Annotated in this window: 19 protein-coding genes; all 19 read right to left on the minus strand. The window is 62.7% G+C overall.

What is annotated here, in order from left to right; translation table 11 throughout:
• Positions 1-60: 60 nt before the first annotated feature.
• Complete coding sequence (gene glmS, locus J3350_RS01340) at positions 61-1881, minus strand: glutamine--fructose-6-phosphate transaminase (isomerizing) (RefSeq protein WP_207685438.1); 1821 nt, start codon at positions 1879-1881, stop codon at positions 61-63.
• Positions 1882-2422: 541 nt separating this feature from the next.
• Positions 2423-2971 (minus strand): hypothetical protein, encoded by a 549-nt coding sequence (locus J3350_RS01345; RefSeq protein ID WP_207685439.1) that lies wholly within the window; start codon positions 2969-2971, stop codon positions 2423-2425.
• Positions 2968-3825 (minus strand): DUF5685 family protein, encoded by an 858-nt coding sequence (locus J3350_RS01350; protein WP_242700078.1) that lies wholly within the window; start codon positions 3823-3825, stop codon positions 2968-2970. Before J3350_RS01350 ends, J3350_RS01345 begins: the two co-directional genes overlap by 4 nt.
• Before the next feature lie 192 nt (positions 3826-4017).
• Complete coding sequence (locus J3350_RS01355) at positions 4018-5220, minus strand: class I SAM-dependent RNA methyltransferase (protein WP_097792543.1); 1203 nt, start codon at positions 5218-5220, stop codon at positions 4018-4020.
• Positions 5221-5304: 84 nt separating this feature from the next.
• Positions 5305-5847 carry a S1 RNA-binding domain-containing protein gene (locus tag J3350_RS01360; RefSeq protein WP_207685441.1) on the minus strand — a complete coding sequence of 181 codons (543 nt, stop codon included), beginning with the start codon at positions 5845-5847 and terminating at the stop codon, positions 5305-5307.
• Between the two features lie 74 nt (positions 5848-5921).
• Positions 5922-6227, minus strand: a complete 306-nt coding sequence (locus J3350_RS01365) for a septum formation initiator family protein (RefSeq protein ID WP_097792545.1) — start codon at positions 6225-6227, stop codon at positions 5922-5924.
• Positions 6228-6272: 45 nt separating this feature from the next.
• Positions 6273-6731, minus strand: coding sequence for a hypothetical protein (locus J3350_RS01370; RefSeq protein WP_242700079.1), 459 nt, complete (start codon positions 6729-6731; stop codon positions 6273-6275).
• Entirely contained in the window at positions 6731-7012 is a 282-nt protein-coding gene (locus tag J3350_RS01375) for a YabP/YqfC family sporulation protein (RefSeq protein WP_097792547.1), read from the minus strand. The genes J3350_RS01370 and J3350_RS01375 overlap by 1 nt, the downstream gene beginning before the upstream one ends.
• Before the next feature lie 110 nt (positions 7013-7122).
• A complete protein-coding gene (locus J3350_RS01380; RefSeq protein ID WP_097792548.1) occupies positions 7123-7368 on the minus strand; it encodes an RNA-binding S4 domain-containing protein in 246 nt (81 codons plus the stop codon).
• 165 nt (positions 7369-7533) lie between these two features.
• Positions 7534-7803: an HU family DNA-binding protein gene (locus tag J3350_RS01385; protein WP_097792549.1), complete on the minus strand. Its 270-nt coding sequence runs from the start codon at positions 7801-7803 to the stop codon at positions 7534-7536.
• Between the two features lie 31 nt (positions 7804-7834).
• Complete coding sequence (locus J3350_RS01390) at positions 7835-8581, minus strand: MazG family protein (RefSeq protein ID WP_207685442.1); 747 nt, start codon at positions 8579-8581, stop codon at positions 7835-7837.
• A gap of 186 nt (positions 8582-8767) precedes the next feature.
• A complete protein-coding gene (locus J3350_RS01395) occupies positions 8768-9202 on the minus strand; it encodes a zinc ribbon domain-containing protein (RefSeq protein ID WP_097792551.1) in 435 nt (144 codons plus the stop codon).
• 171 nt (positions 9203-9373) lie between these two features.
• The gene (locus J3350_RS01400) at positions 9374-10312 is read right to left on the minus strand and encodes a uridine kinase (protein ID WP_207685443.1); all 939 of its coding nucleotides are present in this window, start codon (positions 10310-10312) and stop codon (positions 9374-9376) included.
• Positions 10263-11738, minus strand: a complete 1476-nt coding sequence (gene hemZ, locus J3350_RS01405) for a coproporphyrinogen dehydrogenase HemZ (protein ID WP_207685444.1) — start codon at positions 11736-11738, stop codon at positions 10263-10265. The genes J3350_RS01400 and hemZ overlap by 50 nt, the downstream gene beginning before the upstream one ends.
• A 15-nt stretch (positions 11739-11753) precedes the next feature.
• A complete protein-coding gene (locus J3350_RS01410; RefSeq protein WP_207685445.1) occupies positions 11754-12359 on the minus strand; it encodes an MBL fold metallo-hydrolase in 606 nt (201 codons plus the stop codon).
• 10 nt (positions 12360-12369) lie between these two features.
• On the minus strand, positions 12370-12831 hold the full coding sequence (gene dtd / locus J3350_RS01415; protein ID WP_097792555.1) for a D-aminoacyl-tRNA deacylase: 462 nt from the start codon (positions 12829-12831) through the stop codon (positions 12370-12372).
• A gap of 3 nt (positions 12832-12834) precedes the next feature.
• Positions 12835-15162 (minus strand): bifunctional (p)ppGpp synthetase/guanosine-3',5'-bis(diphosphate) 3'-pyrophosphohydrolase, encoded by a 2328-nt coding sequence (locus J3350_RS01420; RefSeq protein ID WP_207685446.1) that lies wholly within the window; start codon positions 15160-15162, stop codon positions 12835-12837.
• Positions 15163-17295 carry a single-stranded-DNA-specific exonuclease RecJ gene (gene recJ, locus J3350_RS01425; protein WP_207685447.1) on the minus strand — a complete coding sequence of 711 codons (2133 nt, stop codon included), beginning with the start codon at positions 17293-17295 and terminating at the stop codon, positions 15163-15165.
• Positions 17292-18632, minus strand: coding sequence for a 5-bromo-4-chloroindolyl phosphate hydrolysis family protein (locus J3350_RS01430; protein ID WP_242700080.1), 1341 nt, complete (start codon positions 18630-18632; stop codon positions 17292-17294). The genes recJ and J3350_RS01430 overlap by 4 nt, the downstream gene beginning before the upstream one ends.
• Positions 18633-18635 lie beyond the last annotated feature (3 nt).

The raw sequence follows: 18635 nt of genomic DNA on the forward strand, positions 1-18635 counted from the left end.
CGGTCTGCGCGCCCTCCCGGTTCCATGGGAGGGGCACACTCCATCCGGAGGCGTCTGTCTTTATTCCACGGTCACGCTCTTGGCCAGGTTGCGGGGCTTATCCACGTCGCAGCCACGCAGCACAGCCATATAGTAGGCGAACAGCTGCAGCGGCACGATGAGCTGCAGCGGCATGAGCAGGTCGTCGTAATCGTCCAGACGGACGACATAGTCTGCCACACCGTCCGGCACCACAGCGTCTTTCGTCGTGAAGAGCAGGACCTTCGCGCCCCGGCTCTTGGTCTCCTTGGCGTTGGAGATGGTCTTTTCGTAGACCTTTTTCTGGGTGGCCAGCGCGATGACCGGCACACCGTCCGTGATGAGGCTGATGGTGCCATGCTTGAGCTCACCGGCAGCGTAGGCGTCCGAGTGGACGTAGCTGATCTCCTTCAGCTTCAGGCTGCCTTCCAGCGAGAGCGAATAATCGAACCCGCGCCCGATGAAGAAGCAGCTCTGGGTGTTGACGAACCGGCTGGCCAGGTACTTGATCTGTTCGCAGTCGGCCAGGCGGGGCTTGATGACCTCGCTGGCGCGGAGAAGCTCTGCGGTCAGGCGGCGGGTCTCAGCCTCGGTCTGGGCACCGCGCGCATAGGCCAGCCGCAGCGCAAAGAGGTACAGCACACACATCTGCACCATGTAAGCCTTGGTGGAGGCCACCGCGATCTCCGGCCCGGCGTAGGTATAGAGCACATAGTCTGCCGCGCGGGCAATGGAGCTGCCCACCACGTTGACGATGGCCAGCACCGGCACGCCCCGGCTCTTTGCCAGCTTGAGAGCCGCCAGCGTGTCGCTGGTCTCACCCGACTGGCTGATGATGATGACCAGATCGTTTTTGTTCAGGATGGGGTCGCGGTAACGGAACTCGCTGGCGATGTCCACTTCGGCGGGGACGCGGGCCAGCGCTTCGATGGCCGACTTGCCCACCATGCCCGCGTGCATGGCCGTGCCGCAGGCCACCAGATGGACGGTGCCGATGCCCCGCAGCTTTTCATCCGACAGCTCCGGGATGCGCAGGTCGGGCAGGCCGTTCTCCACGCGGGGGCTGACCGTTGCCGTGATGGCGGCGGGCTGTTCGTTGATCTCCTTGAGCATAAAGTGCGGATAACCGCCCTTTTCCGCCGCTTCCATGTCCCAATCGGCGGTCAGGACCTCCCGCTCCACCGGCTCGGCGAACTCGTTGTAGAAGCGGATGCCCTCCCGCGTCACGACGGCAAGGTCGCCCTCTTCGAGAACGCTGTAGCGGCGGGTATACTTGAGCAGGGCCGGGATATCCGACGCCACGAAGTTTTCCCCTTCGCCCCAGCCGACGATGAGCGGGCTCTCCCGCTTGACGGCAAAGACGGTATCCGGGAAATCCCGGAAGAGCACGGCCAGCGCGTAGCTGCCGCGCACCATGCTCAGAGCCTCGTGGATGGCCTGCAGCGGCTCGCCCTCGTAGCAGCTGTCGATGAGCTTGACCAGCACTTCTGTGTCGGTCTCGCTCTCAAAGGTGTAGCCCTTTGCGATAAGCCGCTCCTTCAGGATGCCGTAATTTTCAATGATGCCGTTGTGCACGATGCTCACACGCGGCGTCGAATGCGGATGGCTGTTCACATCGCTGGGTTCGCCGTGGGTGGCCCAGCGGGTATGGCCGATGCCGCAGCCGCTCTCGGCCAGGGCCTGCAATTCCAGCTTTTTGCGCAGCTCGGCCAGGCGGCCCTTGCTCTTGACCACGCGGATGCCGCCGTCCAGTGCCAGCGCGACACCGGCGGAGTCATAGCCGCGGTACTCCAGCTTTTCCAGACCATCCAGCAGAACGTTCTGCGCGTTGCGTTTGCCAACATAACCAACAATGCCACACATACAAAATACCTCCAGACCGACAGCCCGGCGCTCAACATGCGCACAGAACAGCTGTCAGCTTCTCTTCCAGTTTATGTTCTTGTATGGCTTGCGTGAAAGGGGATCTGTTACGGTATTGCTGCCGCTTTTTGCCCCTTGCTGCGATCGGTATAGCCTGTTCGACCGGAGAAACATCCGCCGAATCGTTCGATGATTCCTCTCCTCGTCACCCTCACGGCTGTCACCCGCGTGGCCCGGCGCTTTGTGTCAACAAAAAGCCCACATTCCTTCTTTCAATGCCCTCTCAGTCTCGCTGCGCTCGCCAGCTCTCCCAAAGGGGGAGCCCTTGGCATTTCGGGCAGCTCCTGCTGTTCGTATGGGTCTGTTCTGTCGTAAAGCAGCGGCCCCCGCTCTCTCTGGCAGCTGTTGCTGACCTCGGTCGCGGAGCCCGGATGCTTTTTCACAACGCAATATCTTTCTCATCCAGCACGGCCAAAACCGGCCTGCCAATGGCTCTCCCTTTGGGAGAGCTGGCAAAGCCTGATGGCTTTGCCTGAGAGGGTCACCTTCCCAGCATCTTATGCAGCCTTGGCTGCCAGACTAGGCGGTAGACCTGCAATAGATTATGGATGGCCCGGTCGTAGAGCAGAAAGGCCACATTGCCCATGGCCAGTGTGCTCAGTGAGACGACCCACGCTGTGGTGCGCAGCTCCTGCGAGATGCTGCCCGCCGGAACGAGCAGCAGCACCAGCCCGTACATCGCCGCCAGCGCCCCATTGCAGAGCAGCAGCTTGCACACGCCCCGCAGCAGCTTCGGGCGGATGCGTTCGAACTTCGGCTTGACCAGCGGATAGTACCCCAGCAGAAAGACGAAGACGAGAGCCACCTCTTTGTCCGGCACGAACAGCAGGCTGAGCAGGCTCACCGCGCCGTAGGCCGTAAGGGCCATCTTCATGCCGCACTCCATGCAGACCGTGGCGATGAGCAGGCTGGCTGCGGCCGGTGCGATGAACATCAGCACCGGCACCACGGCCCCCAGCAGCATCAGCGCGACGCTCAGCGCCGCCGCCATGCCGCAGTAGGCCATAGCCCAGCTGCTGCGGCCCTTCACGGCAGCTCCCAGCGCACCGGCTGGTTCTCGGCGTCCAGCGGGTCCACCGCATGGCGCAGGCCGAGGATCATAATGTTGTCGATGAGCGATTTGTTCAGCTTGACGTCCAGCATCCCGTAGGCGCGGACCAGGTCGTTCGCTGCGGCCAGCGCCTGCCGCCGGGCATTTTCCATGGCAGCATCCTTCTCATGGATGCCATTGACCAGAAACACATTGTACCGGCCCACCTTGCGGTCCTCTTCCACCCGGCTGGCCTTATCCAGCAGGTAGAACACCCGCCCGATGCAGCTGCCGATGTAGCGCATGCTCTTGCGCTGGCTGGGGTCATCGGTGGCGAGGGTGGAGTAGAGCGCACCGTAGATGTTGCTCATCGGCTCCGCCGCCACGCTGTAGTTCTTCGCGTTCAGGTTCATTTGGACCACGGCCTGGGCCTGTTCCTGCCCAAACAGACGTTCCAGCGCAGGGTTTTCGTTCACTGCCTTCTCGTAGGCGCGGCGCAGGAGAGCGTGATCCACCGCGCGGAACAGCTGGTTCCGGAGTGGCAGCTCGTCCCAGCGGCGGTCCTGCAGCTTATGCCAGCCCATCATCACTTCCACCTGTGCCGCCAGGCGGATGCCCTGGGTCTGGCACATCATCTGCCTGTAGCAGAGTGTGCCGGGCAGACGCTGGTTGACGCAGGTGGCCGACCGGCCGGCCAGACTGTCCGCCAGAAGCGCGAACAGCACACCGTTGTGTTGCAGCAGCCGACAGGAGTAGAACCCGTAGCTGCGGCTCATCTGCCAGCGCACCCCCCGCAGATACCACAGATATGTGTTATAATCGCGGATGGTAAGCTCCGGAAGATAGGGTCTCATGCGCCCTTCCATTGCCGTCCTCCCTTTCCAGCAGCCTCGCGCTGCATGTTCTTACAATAATACAAGTATACCTTTTTTCGGTCTTGGATGCAACTGACGAAATGTAAAAGATTCGCACCTTGTCAGCCCCGGAAAAGCAACAGCCGCACCAAACTTTCCCGTTCAGTGCGGCTAAAAAAGTATTACTTTTGCTTATTTTTTCTCGAAACGGCCGGTGGAACGCTTGCCGTCAAAGCCCTGTTTGGGCATGGGCTTCGCCTTGTGCTCAAACTTCGGAGCCTCGTAGTACATATACAGCTGGCAGGGGATCATGCCGTTGTACATCTTGCGGCGCTTGTTGGCCCGTTTGCCGTAGTGGCTCTCGAACTCCATGTCAGCGGTGATGGCGTAGACGCCCGCGCAGGGGTGGGCTTCCATCTGGCGGCCCAGCGTCCGGGCCAGCTGAGCGGCCCCCTCGATGGTGCTCATCCGCTCGCCGTACGGGGGGTTGGTCAGGACGATGGCTTCGGGTCTGGCCTCAAAGGCCGCCACATCGGCCACCTCGAAGTGGCAGCGCTTTTCCACACCGGCCAGCTTGGCGTTGGCGTTGGCCAGCGCCACGGCGGCGGGGTCGATGTCGTAGCCAAAGGCTTCAAAACCGACATCCAGCTTGGATTCGGCCAGAGCCTTCTGGCGCTGCTCCGCCCAGATGGACGCAGGCACGAAGCTGTACCGCTCGGCGGCAAAGCGGCGCTTCAGACCGGGGGCGATGTTCATAGCCTTCTGGGCTGCTTCGATGAGCAGGGTGCCGCTGCCGCAGAAGGGGTCTTCCACAAGGCTGTCGCGGCGGACACGGCCCAGGTCGGCGATGGTCGCCGCCAGCGTCTCGCGGATGGGGGCCTCCATGGCGTTGCGGCGGTAGCCGCGCTTGTGCAGACCGTCGCCGGTGGTGTCCAGCATGATCTCGCAGACGTTCTTGCGCAGCATGAAGCGGATCTTATACTCCGCGCCGGTCTCCGGCAGAACGGAGGTGTGGTGTTTGGTCATCAGCCGCTTGACCACGGCCTTCTTGATGATGCTCTGGCAGGCGGGCACACTGGTCAGCTGGCTGTTCAGGGACGAACCGGTGACGGGGAAGGCCGCATCGGCGGGGAGCAGTTCCTCCCAGGGGATGGCGTACACGCCATCGAACAGTTCATCGAAGGTGGAGGCCGGGTAGGTGTTCAGCAGCAGCATGACGCGCTCAACGGTGCGCAGGTTGAGGTTTGCGGCTGCGATCATCTCCGCACCGCCCTCAAAGGTCAGACGGCCATCGCTGACCCGGATGTTCTCCGCGCCGATGCGGCGCAGCTCGAAGTTGGCCGTGGACTCGCAGCCGAAGAAGCAGGGCGCGATCAGTTCAAATTTTGCAGGCATTTAGCGTTCCTTTCTTGCGCCGGGGCGCAGTTCACAAAAACAGGCCCGTCCCGGCTGGGGACAGGCCCGATCAGTTCATTGGGTTCAGCGGCCGCGGCGGGAGCGCGGGGCATAACCGCCGCCACGGCGGTTGTTGGTCTCGTGGTCCAAGTCGGCCATCTTCTCTTCGCTCTGGCTCTTGAAGCGGCTCATCATATCCTCAAAGCTCAGGTTGTCGCTCCTAGCGGGCGCCTTGGGCTGCCAGACGCGGGGCGCAGCCTCGCGGGCCGGGCCTCTGCCGCCCTCACGCGGGGGGCGTCCGCCGCCGCGGGAACCGCCAAAATGTCCGCCCTCACGCGGGGCACCGCTGCGCGGGCCGCCGGGGCGGGGGCCTCGGTCCGTGCGGGCCGGGCGCGGCAGCAGCCGCTTGATGGACAATGCGATCTTGCCATCCGGTGCCACCTGGATGACCTGCACCTTCACGGTATCGCCGTCGTGCAGGACAGTGTTGATGTCCTGCACATATTCATTGGACACTTCGGAAATGTGGACCATGCCCACCCGGCCCTCCGGCAGCGCAACAAATGCGCCGAACGGCTTCACGCCGGTCACACGGCCTTCAAATACGTTCCCTACCTCAATCGCCAAAACTCAATACTCCTTGCTCTCTTTTTGGGTGGCTGTTCCGGGGCGGGCCGCAGACCCTCCCGGAGGACCCGCCCTCAGTTGCCGGTCACATCCACAAAGATGCGCTCGTTGGGGGCGGCGTAGTTGTAAGAATCACGGGCGACCCATTCGGTCACGTCATCCGCGTCGCCGCTGAGGATGCGCTGCAGCTCCTCGTTTTTGGTCTGCTGCTGTTCGATCTGCTCGTTCAGGGTCTGCAGCTCGGCACGTTTGGAGCTGATGGCCACCTGATTGGAGATGTATGCTGCCAGCATACTCAGCAGCAGCAAAAGAAAGAACAGCCGGAACACCGTGCGCAGCACCGTGTTCTTTCTGCGTTTTTTGCGGCTCGGATTCGTCATAACTCAGTGCCCCCTGAAATCAGCAGGCCCGATGCGCCTGTGGTCTTACTTTGATACGTTAGAATTATACAACATCCGCTGTGGTCTTGGCAAGTTCTTTTTTTGTTTTTTTGCGTTCCTTTTTGCGTTCCGGCGTTCTTTGGCACGTTTTGAACGCACTTTTCGGGCCAGCAGCACCGGCGCGAGGAGCCGCCGGGCTCCTTGCAGCGGAAGCCCCAGCACAAAGAGCACACCCCGCACCGGCCCGCGCAGCACACGTTCTGCCGCCCACGCGCCAAAGACGGCCGCCGCCAGCTGATACCACCGCAGCACCCCGCCGAAGCTCAGCGACGCCGCATAGGACTGCAGCCCCAGCAGCAGCGCCCCCACGAGCAGCACATCCGGCAGAAAGGCTCCCCGGCCTTTTTCCGGGAACAGCGCCCTTGCCCCGCCCAGAACGGCCCCCAGCAGAACGCAGGCTACTGCCTCCTGCCCGATGAGCCCCGCCGGAAGTGCCGGGGCCATCAGCGCAGCAGACGGCGCAACAGGCCGCCCGGCGTCCGCTCGGCCGTATATTCCAGCGCGTCGATGCGGCCGGTCAGGCGCACCTCCCCGCTCTCCAGGTCGAGGCTGGTCACGTTCAGCTCGGCTCCGGTCAGGTGCAGCACCCCTTTGCCCGTTTCCATCGCGGCGCTGTCGGCATCGCACCGCAGCACCCGCTTCACACCGGTCACCGTCAGTTTGCTGCGGCCTTCCAGGATCAGGTCGTGGGGCGGAGCGGGCGTTTTTTCGGCGGTCTTGTTCATGGCACAACTCCCCTTTTTCTCACTGTATGAAGGGCAGGGTACCGTTATTCGTTATTTGACTTCCTGTTCCAGATTTCGGAACAGCTCCGAATCGAATACACGTTTCCGTCTTATTCCGAAAGGATCTCGTACATCTCCCGCGCGACATCCTTGGTGCGGGGCTCCACATCGGAGAGCACACGGACTTTGATGGGGCGGTTGCCGAAGGTGACCTCGATGAGGTCGCCCGCCTTGACGGCCTGGCTGGCCTTGGCGACCTTGCCGTTGATGAGGATGCGGCCTGCATCGGCCACCTCGTTTGCCACGGTGCGGCGCTTGATGAGCCGCGAAACTTTCAGGTATTTGTCCAATCGCATGATCGTATCTTTCCGCCCGTTTCTGCAAAAGCGCACAGGCTCCCGCAGCAAGGGGCTTTTTCGTATTCTGCTCGTGTTCTGCTCGTGCAAAGCCGACAGGCTTTGACGGAGAGGGGTAACAAAAACCGCCGGAACCAGCTGCGGCCCCGGCGGCAAAGATCGAACTTACAGGGTGTCCTTCAGAGCCTTGCCCGGCTTGAACACGATGCTGCGGGAAGCAGCGATGGTGATGGGCTCGCGGGTGCGGGGGTTGATGCCCTGACGCTCGGCGCGCTCACGGATCTCGAAGGTACCGAAGCCGGAGATGGTGATCTTCTCACCCTCTGCCATGGCCTTGCCCAGTGCCTCGAATGCAGCGTTGACAGCCAGCTCAGCGCTCTTCTTGCTCATTTCGGTGTTTGCCGCAACCTGTGCGATCAGATCAGTCTTGGTCATAGTAGTAAAACCTCCACAAAATTTGTACTCATCATTTTCTATCTATCGGAGCAGGCGTTTCGGCCTGATACCCGTTCGCTCCCACCTGTGGGGCCAGCAGCTCGTCCCGAAACCGCTTCGAGGCAAAGGTCAGTGCTTCTTCGGCATCCACACCGGCCAGCCGGATGGCGTTGACCGCTGCGAACAGCAGCTCTCCCGCCCGTGCGGCGGCATCCTCCGGTGCAGCGGCGTCCCAGTTCTGTTCTGCCGCCCGCAGGGCAGCAGCCGCGCATTCCTGGTCCACTGCACCGAGGCCATGGCCTGCGGCGCGCTTCTGCAGTTTCTGAGCATACATCAGAGCAGGCAGGGTGGCCGGTACGGTGCCCAGCTCATCGGCCAGCGTCCGGCGTCCCTTTTCCTTATTTTTGAGCGCATCCCAGCTGTTTATACCGGCATTTTCCGCCGCAGAGGAGGCAAAGATGTTCGGGTGACGGAACACCAGCTTCTCGCACACCTCACGGCAGACCTGCTCAAAATCGAACCGGCCCCGCTCCTCCTCCATGACGGCATGGAAGGCTACCTGCATCAGCACATCGCCCAGCTCTTCCCGCAGCATCGCGGGGTCGTCTGCATCCAGGGCTTCCAGTGCCTCATACGTTTCCTCCAGAAAATTTTTCCGGATGGACTGGTGCGTCTGCACCTTGTCCCACGGACAGCCTGTTTCGGGGTCGCGCAGGATGCGTAGGATCTCGATGAGGTCCTCTGCCGTATAATGCTCCCGCTCCGGCCAGTCCAGCATGGGCAAACGCTCCCTTCTGCTCCAAAAGTAGGGCTTTATTGTATCGCAGAATCCGCCATTTTTCAAGGGGACAAGCGCATTTCCTGGTTTTTCGCTTCAAATGTTTCCAGATTTTTCACACTTTGGTACAAAAGCGGGCGGTATCCCGCACGGACACCGCCCGCTTCGGGCTGTTTCAGTTTCAGGTCACAGCTGCGCGCCGCACTTGTTGCAGAACAGTGCATCGTCCGAGACCGGAGCGCCGCACTGCGGGCAGGTCTTCTTTTCCTCCGCAGCAGGCTGTGCGTCGATGGGGAACTCGATGGTCACGCTGTCCGCCGGTGCTTCGGGTTCCGGGGCAGCTTCCGCTGCGGGCGTCCCGATGCTCTCGCGCAGAGCGGCCAGATTTTTTTCGATGGCATCGATCATCTCGATGTACTTATCCACAAGGGGCTGGTTCTCCTCGTTGCCCTTGGCCAGACTGTACACCAGCGCACCCAGCTGGCGCTGTGCGCGGGCGAGCTTGGTCTGCTCGTTCACGATCTTTGCCTGCGTCTTGCCGCGCTCGGCCAGATCCATTGCTGCATTTTTGCCTTTTTCGGCATATTCCAGACCCATTTCCTTGATCTTGTTGAAATCCATAACAGACACCTCTCTCAGCGGAAGGGTACTTCCCCTCCTGTGCTTTCAGATGATGGTTTCATTATAGCGCACTCCACCTCTGATTGCAACGAATTTGCCGCAAGTTTTACAGTTTCGTGCGGATTTGGAAACAGATTTTTCGCATTTACACAAACTCCGGACAGCCCTTCGTCAGTTCGCCTCGCTGCCGTAGAACTCCCGCAGCATACTGTCGGCAGGCAGCAGGTCCAGCGGCAGGGGGGCCACATGCTCGAACCGGCGGGCCGTCTCGTCCCACAGCTCGGCATTGTGGCCTTCCAGCACGAACTGGCGGCGCACCTTTTGCAGCAGATGGGCGATGAGGCCCATCTCGTAGGTGAAGGAGGTATCCAGCAGGAAGTCTGCCGTGGTCTTGAAGCCCTTGATATACCGGGTCTCGCCGTCCAGGACGCGGTCCCACATGGCAAGGGTCTTTTCGGGGCTGCGGCCGCGGGCGGCGGCATCGCGCAGGGTGCGGCGGCACAGGCGGATGTCCTGGGTGTTGATGACCCGGCGGCCGTCGATGCAGTATTCCTCCCGCAGACCGGCATAGATGCGGTAGACTTCCTCACCGGGCACAAGGCTGGTCAGCTCCGGGTTGAGGGCATGGATGCCCTCCACGATGCAGACGCCGCCCTGCAGGTCCACGGGTTCGGTCGCATCCGAGCGCTTCTCGCTGGTGAAATCGTAGATCGGCAGCACGGTCTTTCCTGTCTCGCTCAGCTCGCGGAGGCACTGCCGGATGAGGGGCAGATCCATGGTGTCGGGGTTCTCGTAGTCCAGTGTACCGTCCGGCATCCGGGGGTAGAACTCCGCGCCCCGGAAGAAATTGTCCAGACTGACCACATGGGCCGGTGTGCCCTGCCGGATGAGTTCTTCGGCCAGCTTGTGGGCCGAGGTGGTCTTGCCGCTGGCCGACGGGCCGGTGAGCATGACGATCTTGGTGCCGGAAAAGCGGACTTTTTCGGCCGCGTAGCGGACCCGCTCGCGGTAGCTGCGCTCGCTCATCTCCGCCAGCGCTTCCGGGCTGCGGGCGGCAATGTTATAAAGGTCGATCTCCACCAGACGTTTCGGGACCCAAATCGTGATCATAAAAATCAGCCACTCCTTTTTTCCGTTCCAGAACCTCCGCAAAGCGCTGGATGTATTCGGTCGGATACTTAAAGTTGAAGATGCGCTGCATCCGTTTTCCGCCGTCGGCCACCAGCTTGGTGCTGCCGCCCGCGCCTGCGGAAAGGATGGTCTGGACTTCCTCCATGATATAGATGTTGTAATATCCCTCGTGGCCCGGCTTGCACCAGCCCACGTTTTCCAGATTTTGCAGGGTGTTCTTCTGGCGGTAGAGGTAGTAGGGCCGATAGCCCGCCTCTGCCAGCAGATGGCAGCGTTCCAGCATGGCGGCCACATCGGCGTAGTCGTTCTCCCTCTGGTCCTCGATGACAATGCGGGAGGCCCGCTTGAGGGTCAGGGTGTGGACGGTGATGTTCTCCGGGTCGAGCGCGATGGCCTGCCGCAGGCTGCGCTCAAAGCCCTCCACGGTGTCGCCGGGCAGGCCCGCGATGAGGTCCATGTTGATGTCGTCGTGGCCCGCCCGCCGGGCGTCGGCGAAGCAGTCCAGGATGTCCTGCGCCGAGTGCCGGCGGCCGATGCCGGCCAGCACCTCGTCCGAAAAGGTCTGGGGGTTGATGGAGATGCGGGTCGCCCCATACTCCTTGATGACGGCCAGCTTTTCGGCGTCGGTGCAGTCGGGGCGGCCTGCCTCCACCGTGTATTCCACGACGCGGGAAAGGTCAAAGCACTGCCGCACGGTGCCCATCAGCTGGCGGAGCTGATCTGCCGAAAGGCTGGTGGGCGTGCCGCCGCCGATGTAGATGCTGCACAGCTTCAGCCCGGCCTGCTCTGCCTGCGCCCGGATCTCCTCTACCTCGCGGCAGAGGCAGTCCACATAGGGCTGCACCAGCTTGCGGTCCCGGTCGAGATTGCAGCTGACGAAGCTGCAATAGCTGCACCGGGAGGGGCAGAACGGGATGCCGATGTACAGGCTGTAGGTCTTCGGCTCGCTGCCCAGGCGCAGGATCGGCTCCTGCAGATCGGCAATGGCTCTGGCCATCTGGTATTTCTGCTCCGAGCAGTCGAACCGGCCCAGGAAAAAGCGGTCGATCTCCGCTTCGCTCCAACCGGCGGCGCGCTTGTCGTGGATGAGTCGGACCGGGCGCACACCGGTCATCTTGCCCCAGGGCGGGCGGATGCCCGTCCAGCGGCGCAGCAGGTCATAGGTCAGGCTGGCAAGAGCAAAGGCTTCGGTCTCGCCGTCCGGCCCCGGCAGCGGGGCGGAGACGGCCTCCTGTCCGCCGTGCTCCCGCACCAGCGCCAGCAGACCGTCCGGCTTCCGCTCGGCCCACACACAGTCCTCCCCGGCTTCGGGCGGAGTCAGGGTGAGCGGTGCCATTGGGTAAAACAGCCGGACCAGATGCTCGACCTCGTAGCCGGATGCAAGCCCTGTGATATAGATCTTCATGTGTTCCTGCCTTTTTTATGCGTTCCGCAGTGCGGCTTTGATATAGTAGTTGGTCTCCAGCTCCTCGCCATAGGTCGAGAAATCCCCGTGGCCGGGCAGAAGCTGGGTCTCTTTGGGGATGGGCAGGCCCGCGAACTTGCGCAGGCTCGCCTCCAGCTTGCGGTCGCTGCCGCCTTCGAGGTCGGTGCGGCCGATGCTGCCCTGAAAGACCGTATCGCCCACAAAGAGATATTCGCTGCACAGCAGCACCACGCTGCCCTCGGTGTGGCCGGGGGTGTGCCATGCGGTGAAGGTCAGCTCATCCACCGAAAGGTTGGCCCCCTCTTCATAACCGAAATCGGCGCTCTTCAGGGGGAAGAGCTGGGTCCCGGCGCAGTCGGCGGCTTCGCACCAGATCTTTGCGCCCCACTCGCGGCTCAGCACACCGGCGCTGCCCACATGGTCGTAGTGGCCGTGGGTGCACAGGATGTGCGTCAGTACGGCGCCGTGGTCCCGCAGGATCTTATCGTACTCCTGCACCCCGGCCGCCGGGTCGATGATGACCGCATGGCCTGCCTTGGTGAGCAGCAGAAAACTGTTGGTGTAAAACGGCGCAGAGCCGAGAAGATGAAATGCCTGCATGTTATCCCTCTCAATCCTTCTTTTTCCACTCGTCGGTGTCGATGACGATGGTGCAGGGCCCCTCGTTGACCAGAGCCACCTGCATATCCGCCCCGAACTCTCCGTGCCGGACCTCCCGGAGGCCCTGTTTGTTCATCTCAGCCAGAAACAGCTCGTAGGCGTCCACTGCAAGCGGGGCTTTGGCTGCGTGGATGAAACTGGGCCGGAAGCCCTTTCGGGTGTCCCCATACAGGGTGAACTGGCTGACCACCAGCGCCGAATACCCAAGGTCTTTTGCGCTGAGGTTCAGCTTGTCGTTCTCATCCTTGAAGATGCGCAGGCCCGCGCACTTTTCGGCCAGTTTGGGCACGATGTCCAGCGAGTCGGTGTCGCGGACGCCCAGCAGGATGACAAGGCCGGGGCCGATGGCGCGGGGCTCGCCCCCATCGACCCGGACACTGGCCGACGAAACGGCCTGAATGACTGCACGCATGGTTTAACTCCTTGTGACCTTGAGCACATCTTTGACCTTGGACAGGCGGGCCACCACCCGGTTGAGATGCTCGGTGTTGTTGATGCCGATGGTCAGGCTGACCACGGCGCAGTTGTTTTCCACTTGACGGGCGTTCATCGTGTAGATGGGCACCCGGATGTCGGCCAGAGCGCTCAGCACGTCCCGCAGCAGTTCGTTGCGGTCCAGCGCCACGATCTCAAGGCCGGCCTTGTAGCTGTCCTTGACGCTGTCGGCCCAGTACGCCTTGACCCAGCGGGGGGCGTTGGTGGGGTCCTTCATGCTGGAAATGGCGTTGGCGCAGCTCTGCTTGTGGATGGAGACGCCGAACCCGCGGGTGATGAAGCCCACGATAGGGTCGCCGGGCAGCGGCGAGCAGCACTTGGCGAACTTGATGGGGGTGTTGTCGAACCCTTCCACCACGACGCCGTCGGTGGCATGGACCTTGCTCAGGTCCACTTTGGCCAGCTGTTCGGTCTTGCCTTCCTCGGCCTTGAGCTTCTGCCACTCCTCTTTCAGCTTGGGCAGGCAGTTGGCGATGGTGATGCCGCCGTAGCCGATGGCCGCATACAGCTCCTCGGCGTTGTTCTGGCGCAGGCGGCGGCAGCAGCTGCCGATGAAATCATCCAGCTCGTCGTCCGGGATGAAGATCATCTCGCGGCGCAGCTCGCGGGCCAGCGCATCGCGGCCCTGCTGGATGTTCTCTTCCCGGCGCATCTTCTTGAACCAGTTGCGGATCTTGCTCTTGGCCTCGCTGGTGCGCACGATCTTGAGCCAGTCGCGGCTGGGGCCTTTGTCCGCCGGGCCGAGGATGACCTCGATGATCTCGCCGGTGGAGACGATGTGGTCGATGGGGACCATCCGGTTGTTCACCTTGCAGCCCACCATCCGGTTGCCGACGGCAGAGTGGATGGCATAGGCGAAGTCGATGCAGGTGGCACCGGCGGGCAGGTTGATGACATCGCCCTTCGGGGTGAAGGCGAAGACCTCCTCCGGCAGCAGGTCGCTCTTCAGGTCGTGCAGCAGGTTGCCGGAATCCTCGCTGACGCGCTGATTTTCCAGCAGCTGGCTGACCCAGGCCAGACGCTCATCGAGCTTGTCGTGGCCGTCCAGCCCCTCTTTGTACTTCCAGTGGGCCGCAACGCCGTACTCGGCCTGTTCATCCATCTTGCGGGTGCGGATCTGGACTTCGAAGGGGATGCCCTCGTGCCCGATGACGGTGGTGTGCAGGCTCTGGTAGCCGTTGGGTTTGGGGGTGGAGATATAATCCTTGAAGCGGTTGGGCAGCGGGTGGTACATATCGTGGATGAGGCCCAGAGTGCTGTAGCACTCGGCCAGGGTATCCAGAATGATGCGGACCGCATAGATATCGTAGATCTCGTCGAAGGACTTGTTCTGCATGATGGTCTTGCGGTAGATGCCGTAGATGCTCTTGACGCGGCGCTTGATGGTCGCACCCTCGATGCCGCTCTCTTCCAGCCGCTGCTCGATGACGCCGGACACGCTGGCCAGAAACTCCTCGCCCGCGCGCTCGCTCAGCATCTTGCTGATCTCGTTGTAGCCCACGGGGTCCAGATAGTGCAGGCTGCGGTCTTCCAGCTCTTCCTTCACGTTCAGGATGCCCAGACGGTTGGCGATGGGAGCATAAACCTCCATCGTCTCGCGGGCCTTGTCGCGGCGCTTCTGTTCGGGCCAGGCATCGCCGGTGCGCATGTTGTGCAGCCGGTCGCAGAGCTTGATGATCATCACGCGGACGTCGCGGCTCATGGCCAGCAGCATCTTGCGCAGGTTCTCGGCCTGCAGCTCTTCGATGTTGGAGAACTGGATCTTGGTCAGCTTGGTGACACCGTCCACCAGCAGGGCCACCTCCTCGCCAAAGGCGGCCTTCAGGTCGTCCAGGGTGGTGGGGGTGTCCTCGACCACATCGTGGAGCAGGGCGGCGGCGATGCTCTCAGTGTCCATGCCCAGGTCCAGCACCAGCCGGGCCACGGCCAGCGGGTGGCAGATGTAGGGCTCGCCGCTGCGGCGGCAGACGCCCTTGTGGGCATTGTTGGCCAGGTCATACGCCTTTTGGATCATCTCCATATTGTAGGCTTTGCCGCTGGCCTGGATGGCCTCCACCAGCTTTTCCCAGGTGATGATCTCCGGGCGCACCTCACTGGGCAGCGCCCCTTCGGGGGCATTGGCAGGCAGAGCCGTGGCTGCGACCGTCGCCACTTCCGGCGGGTTGCTCACGGCCTGATGCAGGTGTGTTTTTGCGGAATAGGAATCCTCCGGCTTGACCGGGTCCAGCATACTTTTTCCCTCTGGCATTTACTCTTCCTCCAGACATTTCAAGATCGGTGCGTCGGCAAGGTTCTTCTTGCCCTGTGCGGGCACCAGTTCCCAGAACTTTGCCCCGCCGCATTCCTGCACCGCGATGAGCCCTACCTGTTCGAGAGCGGTGAGCGCGACCAGGATCTTGCCGGTGTTCTGCTCCCCCAGCTTTGCGAACAGGGGCTGCAGATCCTCAGCGTGCCAGCGCCGGGCCTGCAGTTCACGGTACACTGTGATGATATCGCTCCGCTTGGGCGCCACGGCTGCTTTCTGTTCCGCCGTGAGCGGGGTGCCGCGCCGGAGCGCCTGCACCAGCGCCGTCTGCTCGGCGGCCGCATTGCCCAGCCCCGCCGGGTGCAGCTCCAGGATGCGGCCCGAAAGCTGTGCCCCACGCGGCGCATCGTAGACCGAAAGGTTCAGCGCGGCGTCCACGACATCGCCCATGGCATAGGGCAGCTGCTCCGGGTGCATCCCGAACCAGACGGCATATATGCTGGCGCTGCCCTGCCGCAGGCGCAGGCGGCAGTGCCTGCCTTCTGACACCGGGTAGATGCCATCGATAACGGCCTTTTCCAGCACAAAAACGGGGGTGGGGTTCTCGGCTCCATAGGGAGCCAGCTGTTCCAGCCGCCGGACTGACTCCACGGTGATGCGGTCCAGATGGATGGACAGGTCGCATTCCAGCGGCGGCGTGAGGAGCACGGGGCACTCCCGCGCGGCCCACTCGTTCAGGCGGCGGCGCAGCTCGTGCAGGTTCTCTTCCCGCACCGAAAGGCCTGCCGCCATGGCGTGGCCGCCGAAGCGGAGCAGGATGTCCTCGCACGAGGCGATGCAGGCGTGCAGGTTGAAGCCCTGTACACTGCGGCCGCTGCCCTTGCCCTCGCCGTGCTCATCCACCGAGACGACGATGACGGGGCGGCCGGTCTTTTCCACCAGCCGGGAGGCTACGATGCCGATGACGCCGGGGTGCCAGTCCCGGCCCCAGATGAGGATGACCCGGTCTTCGAGGATGGCGGGTTCCGCATCCAGCTGCTCCTGCGCAGCCCGGACGATCTCCTGCTCGGTCTCCTGCCGGGCCACATTGATCTCGTTCAGCTTATGCGCCAGCTCCTCGGCGCGCTCTTCCTCCTCGCAGAGGACGAGCTGCAGCGCGGTGACGGCGTTGTCCATCCGGCCCGCCGCGTTGATGCGGGGCGCGATGGCATAGCTGACGTTCTCGGCCGTGATGGGCCTGCCCGCCAGACCGACCTCTTCCAGCAGGGCCGAAAAGCCCGGCCGGTCGGTCTGCTGCAGCAGTTTCAGGCCCGCCTTGACGAGGGTGCGGTTCTCGCCGGTCAGCGGCATGACGTCCGCCACGGTGCCCACGGCGGCCAGGTCGCCGCAGTAGTCCAGCATCTCTTCCGGCGGGCAGCCGTCCAGCGCCGCACAGAGCTTGAAGGCCACCCCCGCGCCGCACAGGCCCTTGAAAGGGCTGTGATCGTCGGCGCGGCGGGGGTCCACGACGGCCACTGCGTGGGGCAGGGTGTCGTGGGGCAGGTGGTGGTCCGTCACGATGAGGTCCACGCCCAGCGAAGCCGCAAAGTCGGCTTCTTCCAGCGCGGAGATGCCGTTGTCCACCGTGACGATGAGCTGACAGCCCTTGTCGTGGATGGACTGGACGGCGTTTTTCGAAAGGCCGTAGCCGTCGCCCTCGCGGCTGGGCAGCATGCACTTGACGTTTGCGCCCATCCCCTTGAGGTGCTGGTACAGCAGGGCCGTGGCCGTCACGCCGTCCACATCATAATCGCCGTAAACAACGATGGTCTGTTCTTTGTCGATGGCTTCGAGGATGCGGGCACAGGCTTTGTCCATGTCCGTCAGGAGCATGGGGTCGCTCAGCTCTTCCTCGCCCGCCAGCAGCGTCAGCGCCTCGGCGGGGTCGGTGATGCCGCGCGCGGCCAGGACGCCCGCCAGCAGGCCCGCTTCCTTCTGTTGTGCCGCCAGCGTGGCGGCGTATTTCTGCTCGCTCCAAGGCTCGTCGTCCAGAGCGTTCTGCTCCAGTTCTTCGGTGTTCTGTTCCGCAATGGCGGCGGTCAGCTCCTTGAGGGCGGTGCGGTCAAATTCTTTTAAGGTCCATGCCCGGCAGGTCATCGCAATCCCTCCCCGGTCAGGCCGTCGTTGGCCAGCATTCCCTGCAATGCCGCAATCTCGCTGGAGACATCCAGCGCCACATCGCTCAGCAGATTATCGTAGAGGTTGTCATACGCCTGATTGAGCGTATGCAGGATGCCCGCGATGTCCCGGCGGATGCTCTCGGCATTATCGCCTTTCTGGCCCTGCACATCGTTGTAGGTGTGCAGCAGCTTGAGGGTGGTCGGGATATAGTATTCCGCGAACCGCCGTGCTTTCGGCAGGCTTTCGGGGTGGGCTTCCAGCCAGTCGCAGATGGCCTCGGTGGTCTTCTGCATGTGGGCCAGCTCCTCCACGCCCTGTGCATCCTGCATGAGCTGCTGCTCCTGCGCCAGCACTTTGGCGAAGCGGCGGGTCGTTTCGAGGTTGAGCGGGGTCTCCTGGGGTTCCGCCCGCGGTTCGGTCTTGGGTTCCGGCTCTGCCTGCACGGCGGCTCTGGCCTCCTGCGCGGCGCGGTAATCCTCCGCCGTCAGATAGAGTGTTTCCGCTTTTTCATCCAGCCATCCGTTCAGCCAGCCTTTGCGGATGTATTTTTGCAGCTTCTTCAGCATTTTTTTCCGGTTCTGGTGGACGAGGTCGGCCAGCATCCGGACCGAAAGGCCCTTGTGGTAGTCGGTGGTGTCCGCAAGATCGGCGAACTGCCCCAGCTGCTTTCCGGCTTTCACCCAGGCAGAACCGCAGGCCGTCATCCAGCCAAAGCCCGCCGTGACAAGGGCCAGCACGCTGCCGACGATGCCCAGCGCGTTGTAGGCGGTGTTCATAACGTAGTCCGTGCCCGTCATCAGGATGCCGCCGTCCTCCGTAGCCGTCATCACAACGTCCGGCGACACAACGCCCAACCCAATGAGGCAGCCCAGCGTCCCCAGCCCGAAGATCACCATGAAGGTGATGCCCACGGCCAGCAGGGCTGCACCGCCGTTCTGGCGCTTTTTGCCGTCTGCACGCAGCAGGTCTACTGGGGTCTGCTCCCCTTTCAGGCCAAAGATCTGTCTGGCCCACTGGGGCATCCCGCCCGCGTTCTGAGGCCCGGTTTTCTGTGCCTCCTGCTGGGCTTTGTAGTATTCGTTCCGGCTGTTCCGGAGGGCTTTTCCCGCTTCCGAGATGCCGAAGTTGGCCGCATGGACGGCTGCTTTTCCCACATCCCAGACCCGGTCTCCGATCTCCATGCCCCGGCCCTCGAAGCCATAGCGGAACGCATCGGACATGGTGTCGCCAAACTCACGCAGCTGGTCTTCCAGTTCCCGCTGCACCTGCTGGCCTTCGGTCTCCTTCATCCTATCGTTTTCACGATCGTTCATCAA

The organism is Faecalibacterium sp. Marseille-Q3530 (assembly GCF_017377625.1).
GTDB lineage: Bacteria > Bacillota > Clostridia > Oscillospirales > Ruminococcaceae > Faecalibacterium > Faecalibacterium prausnitzii_E.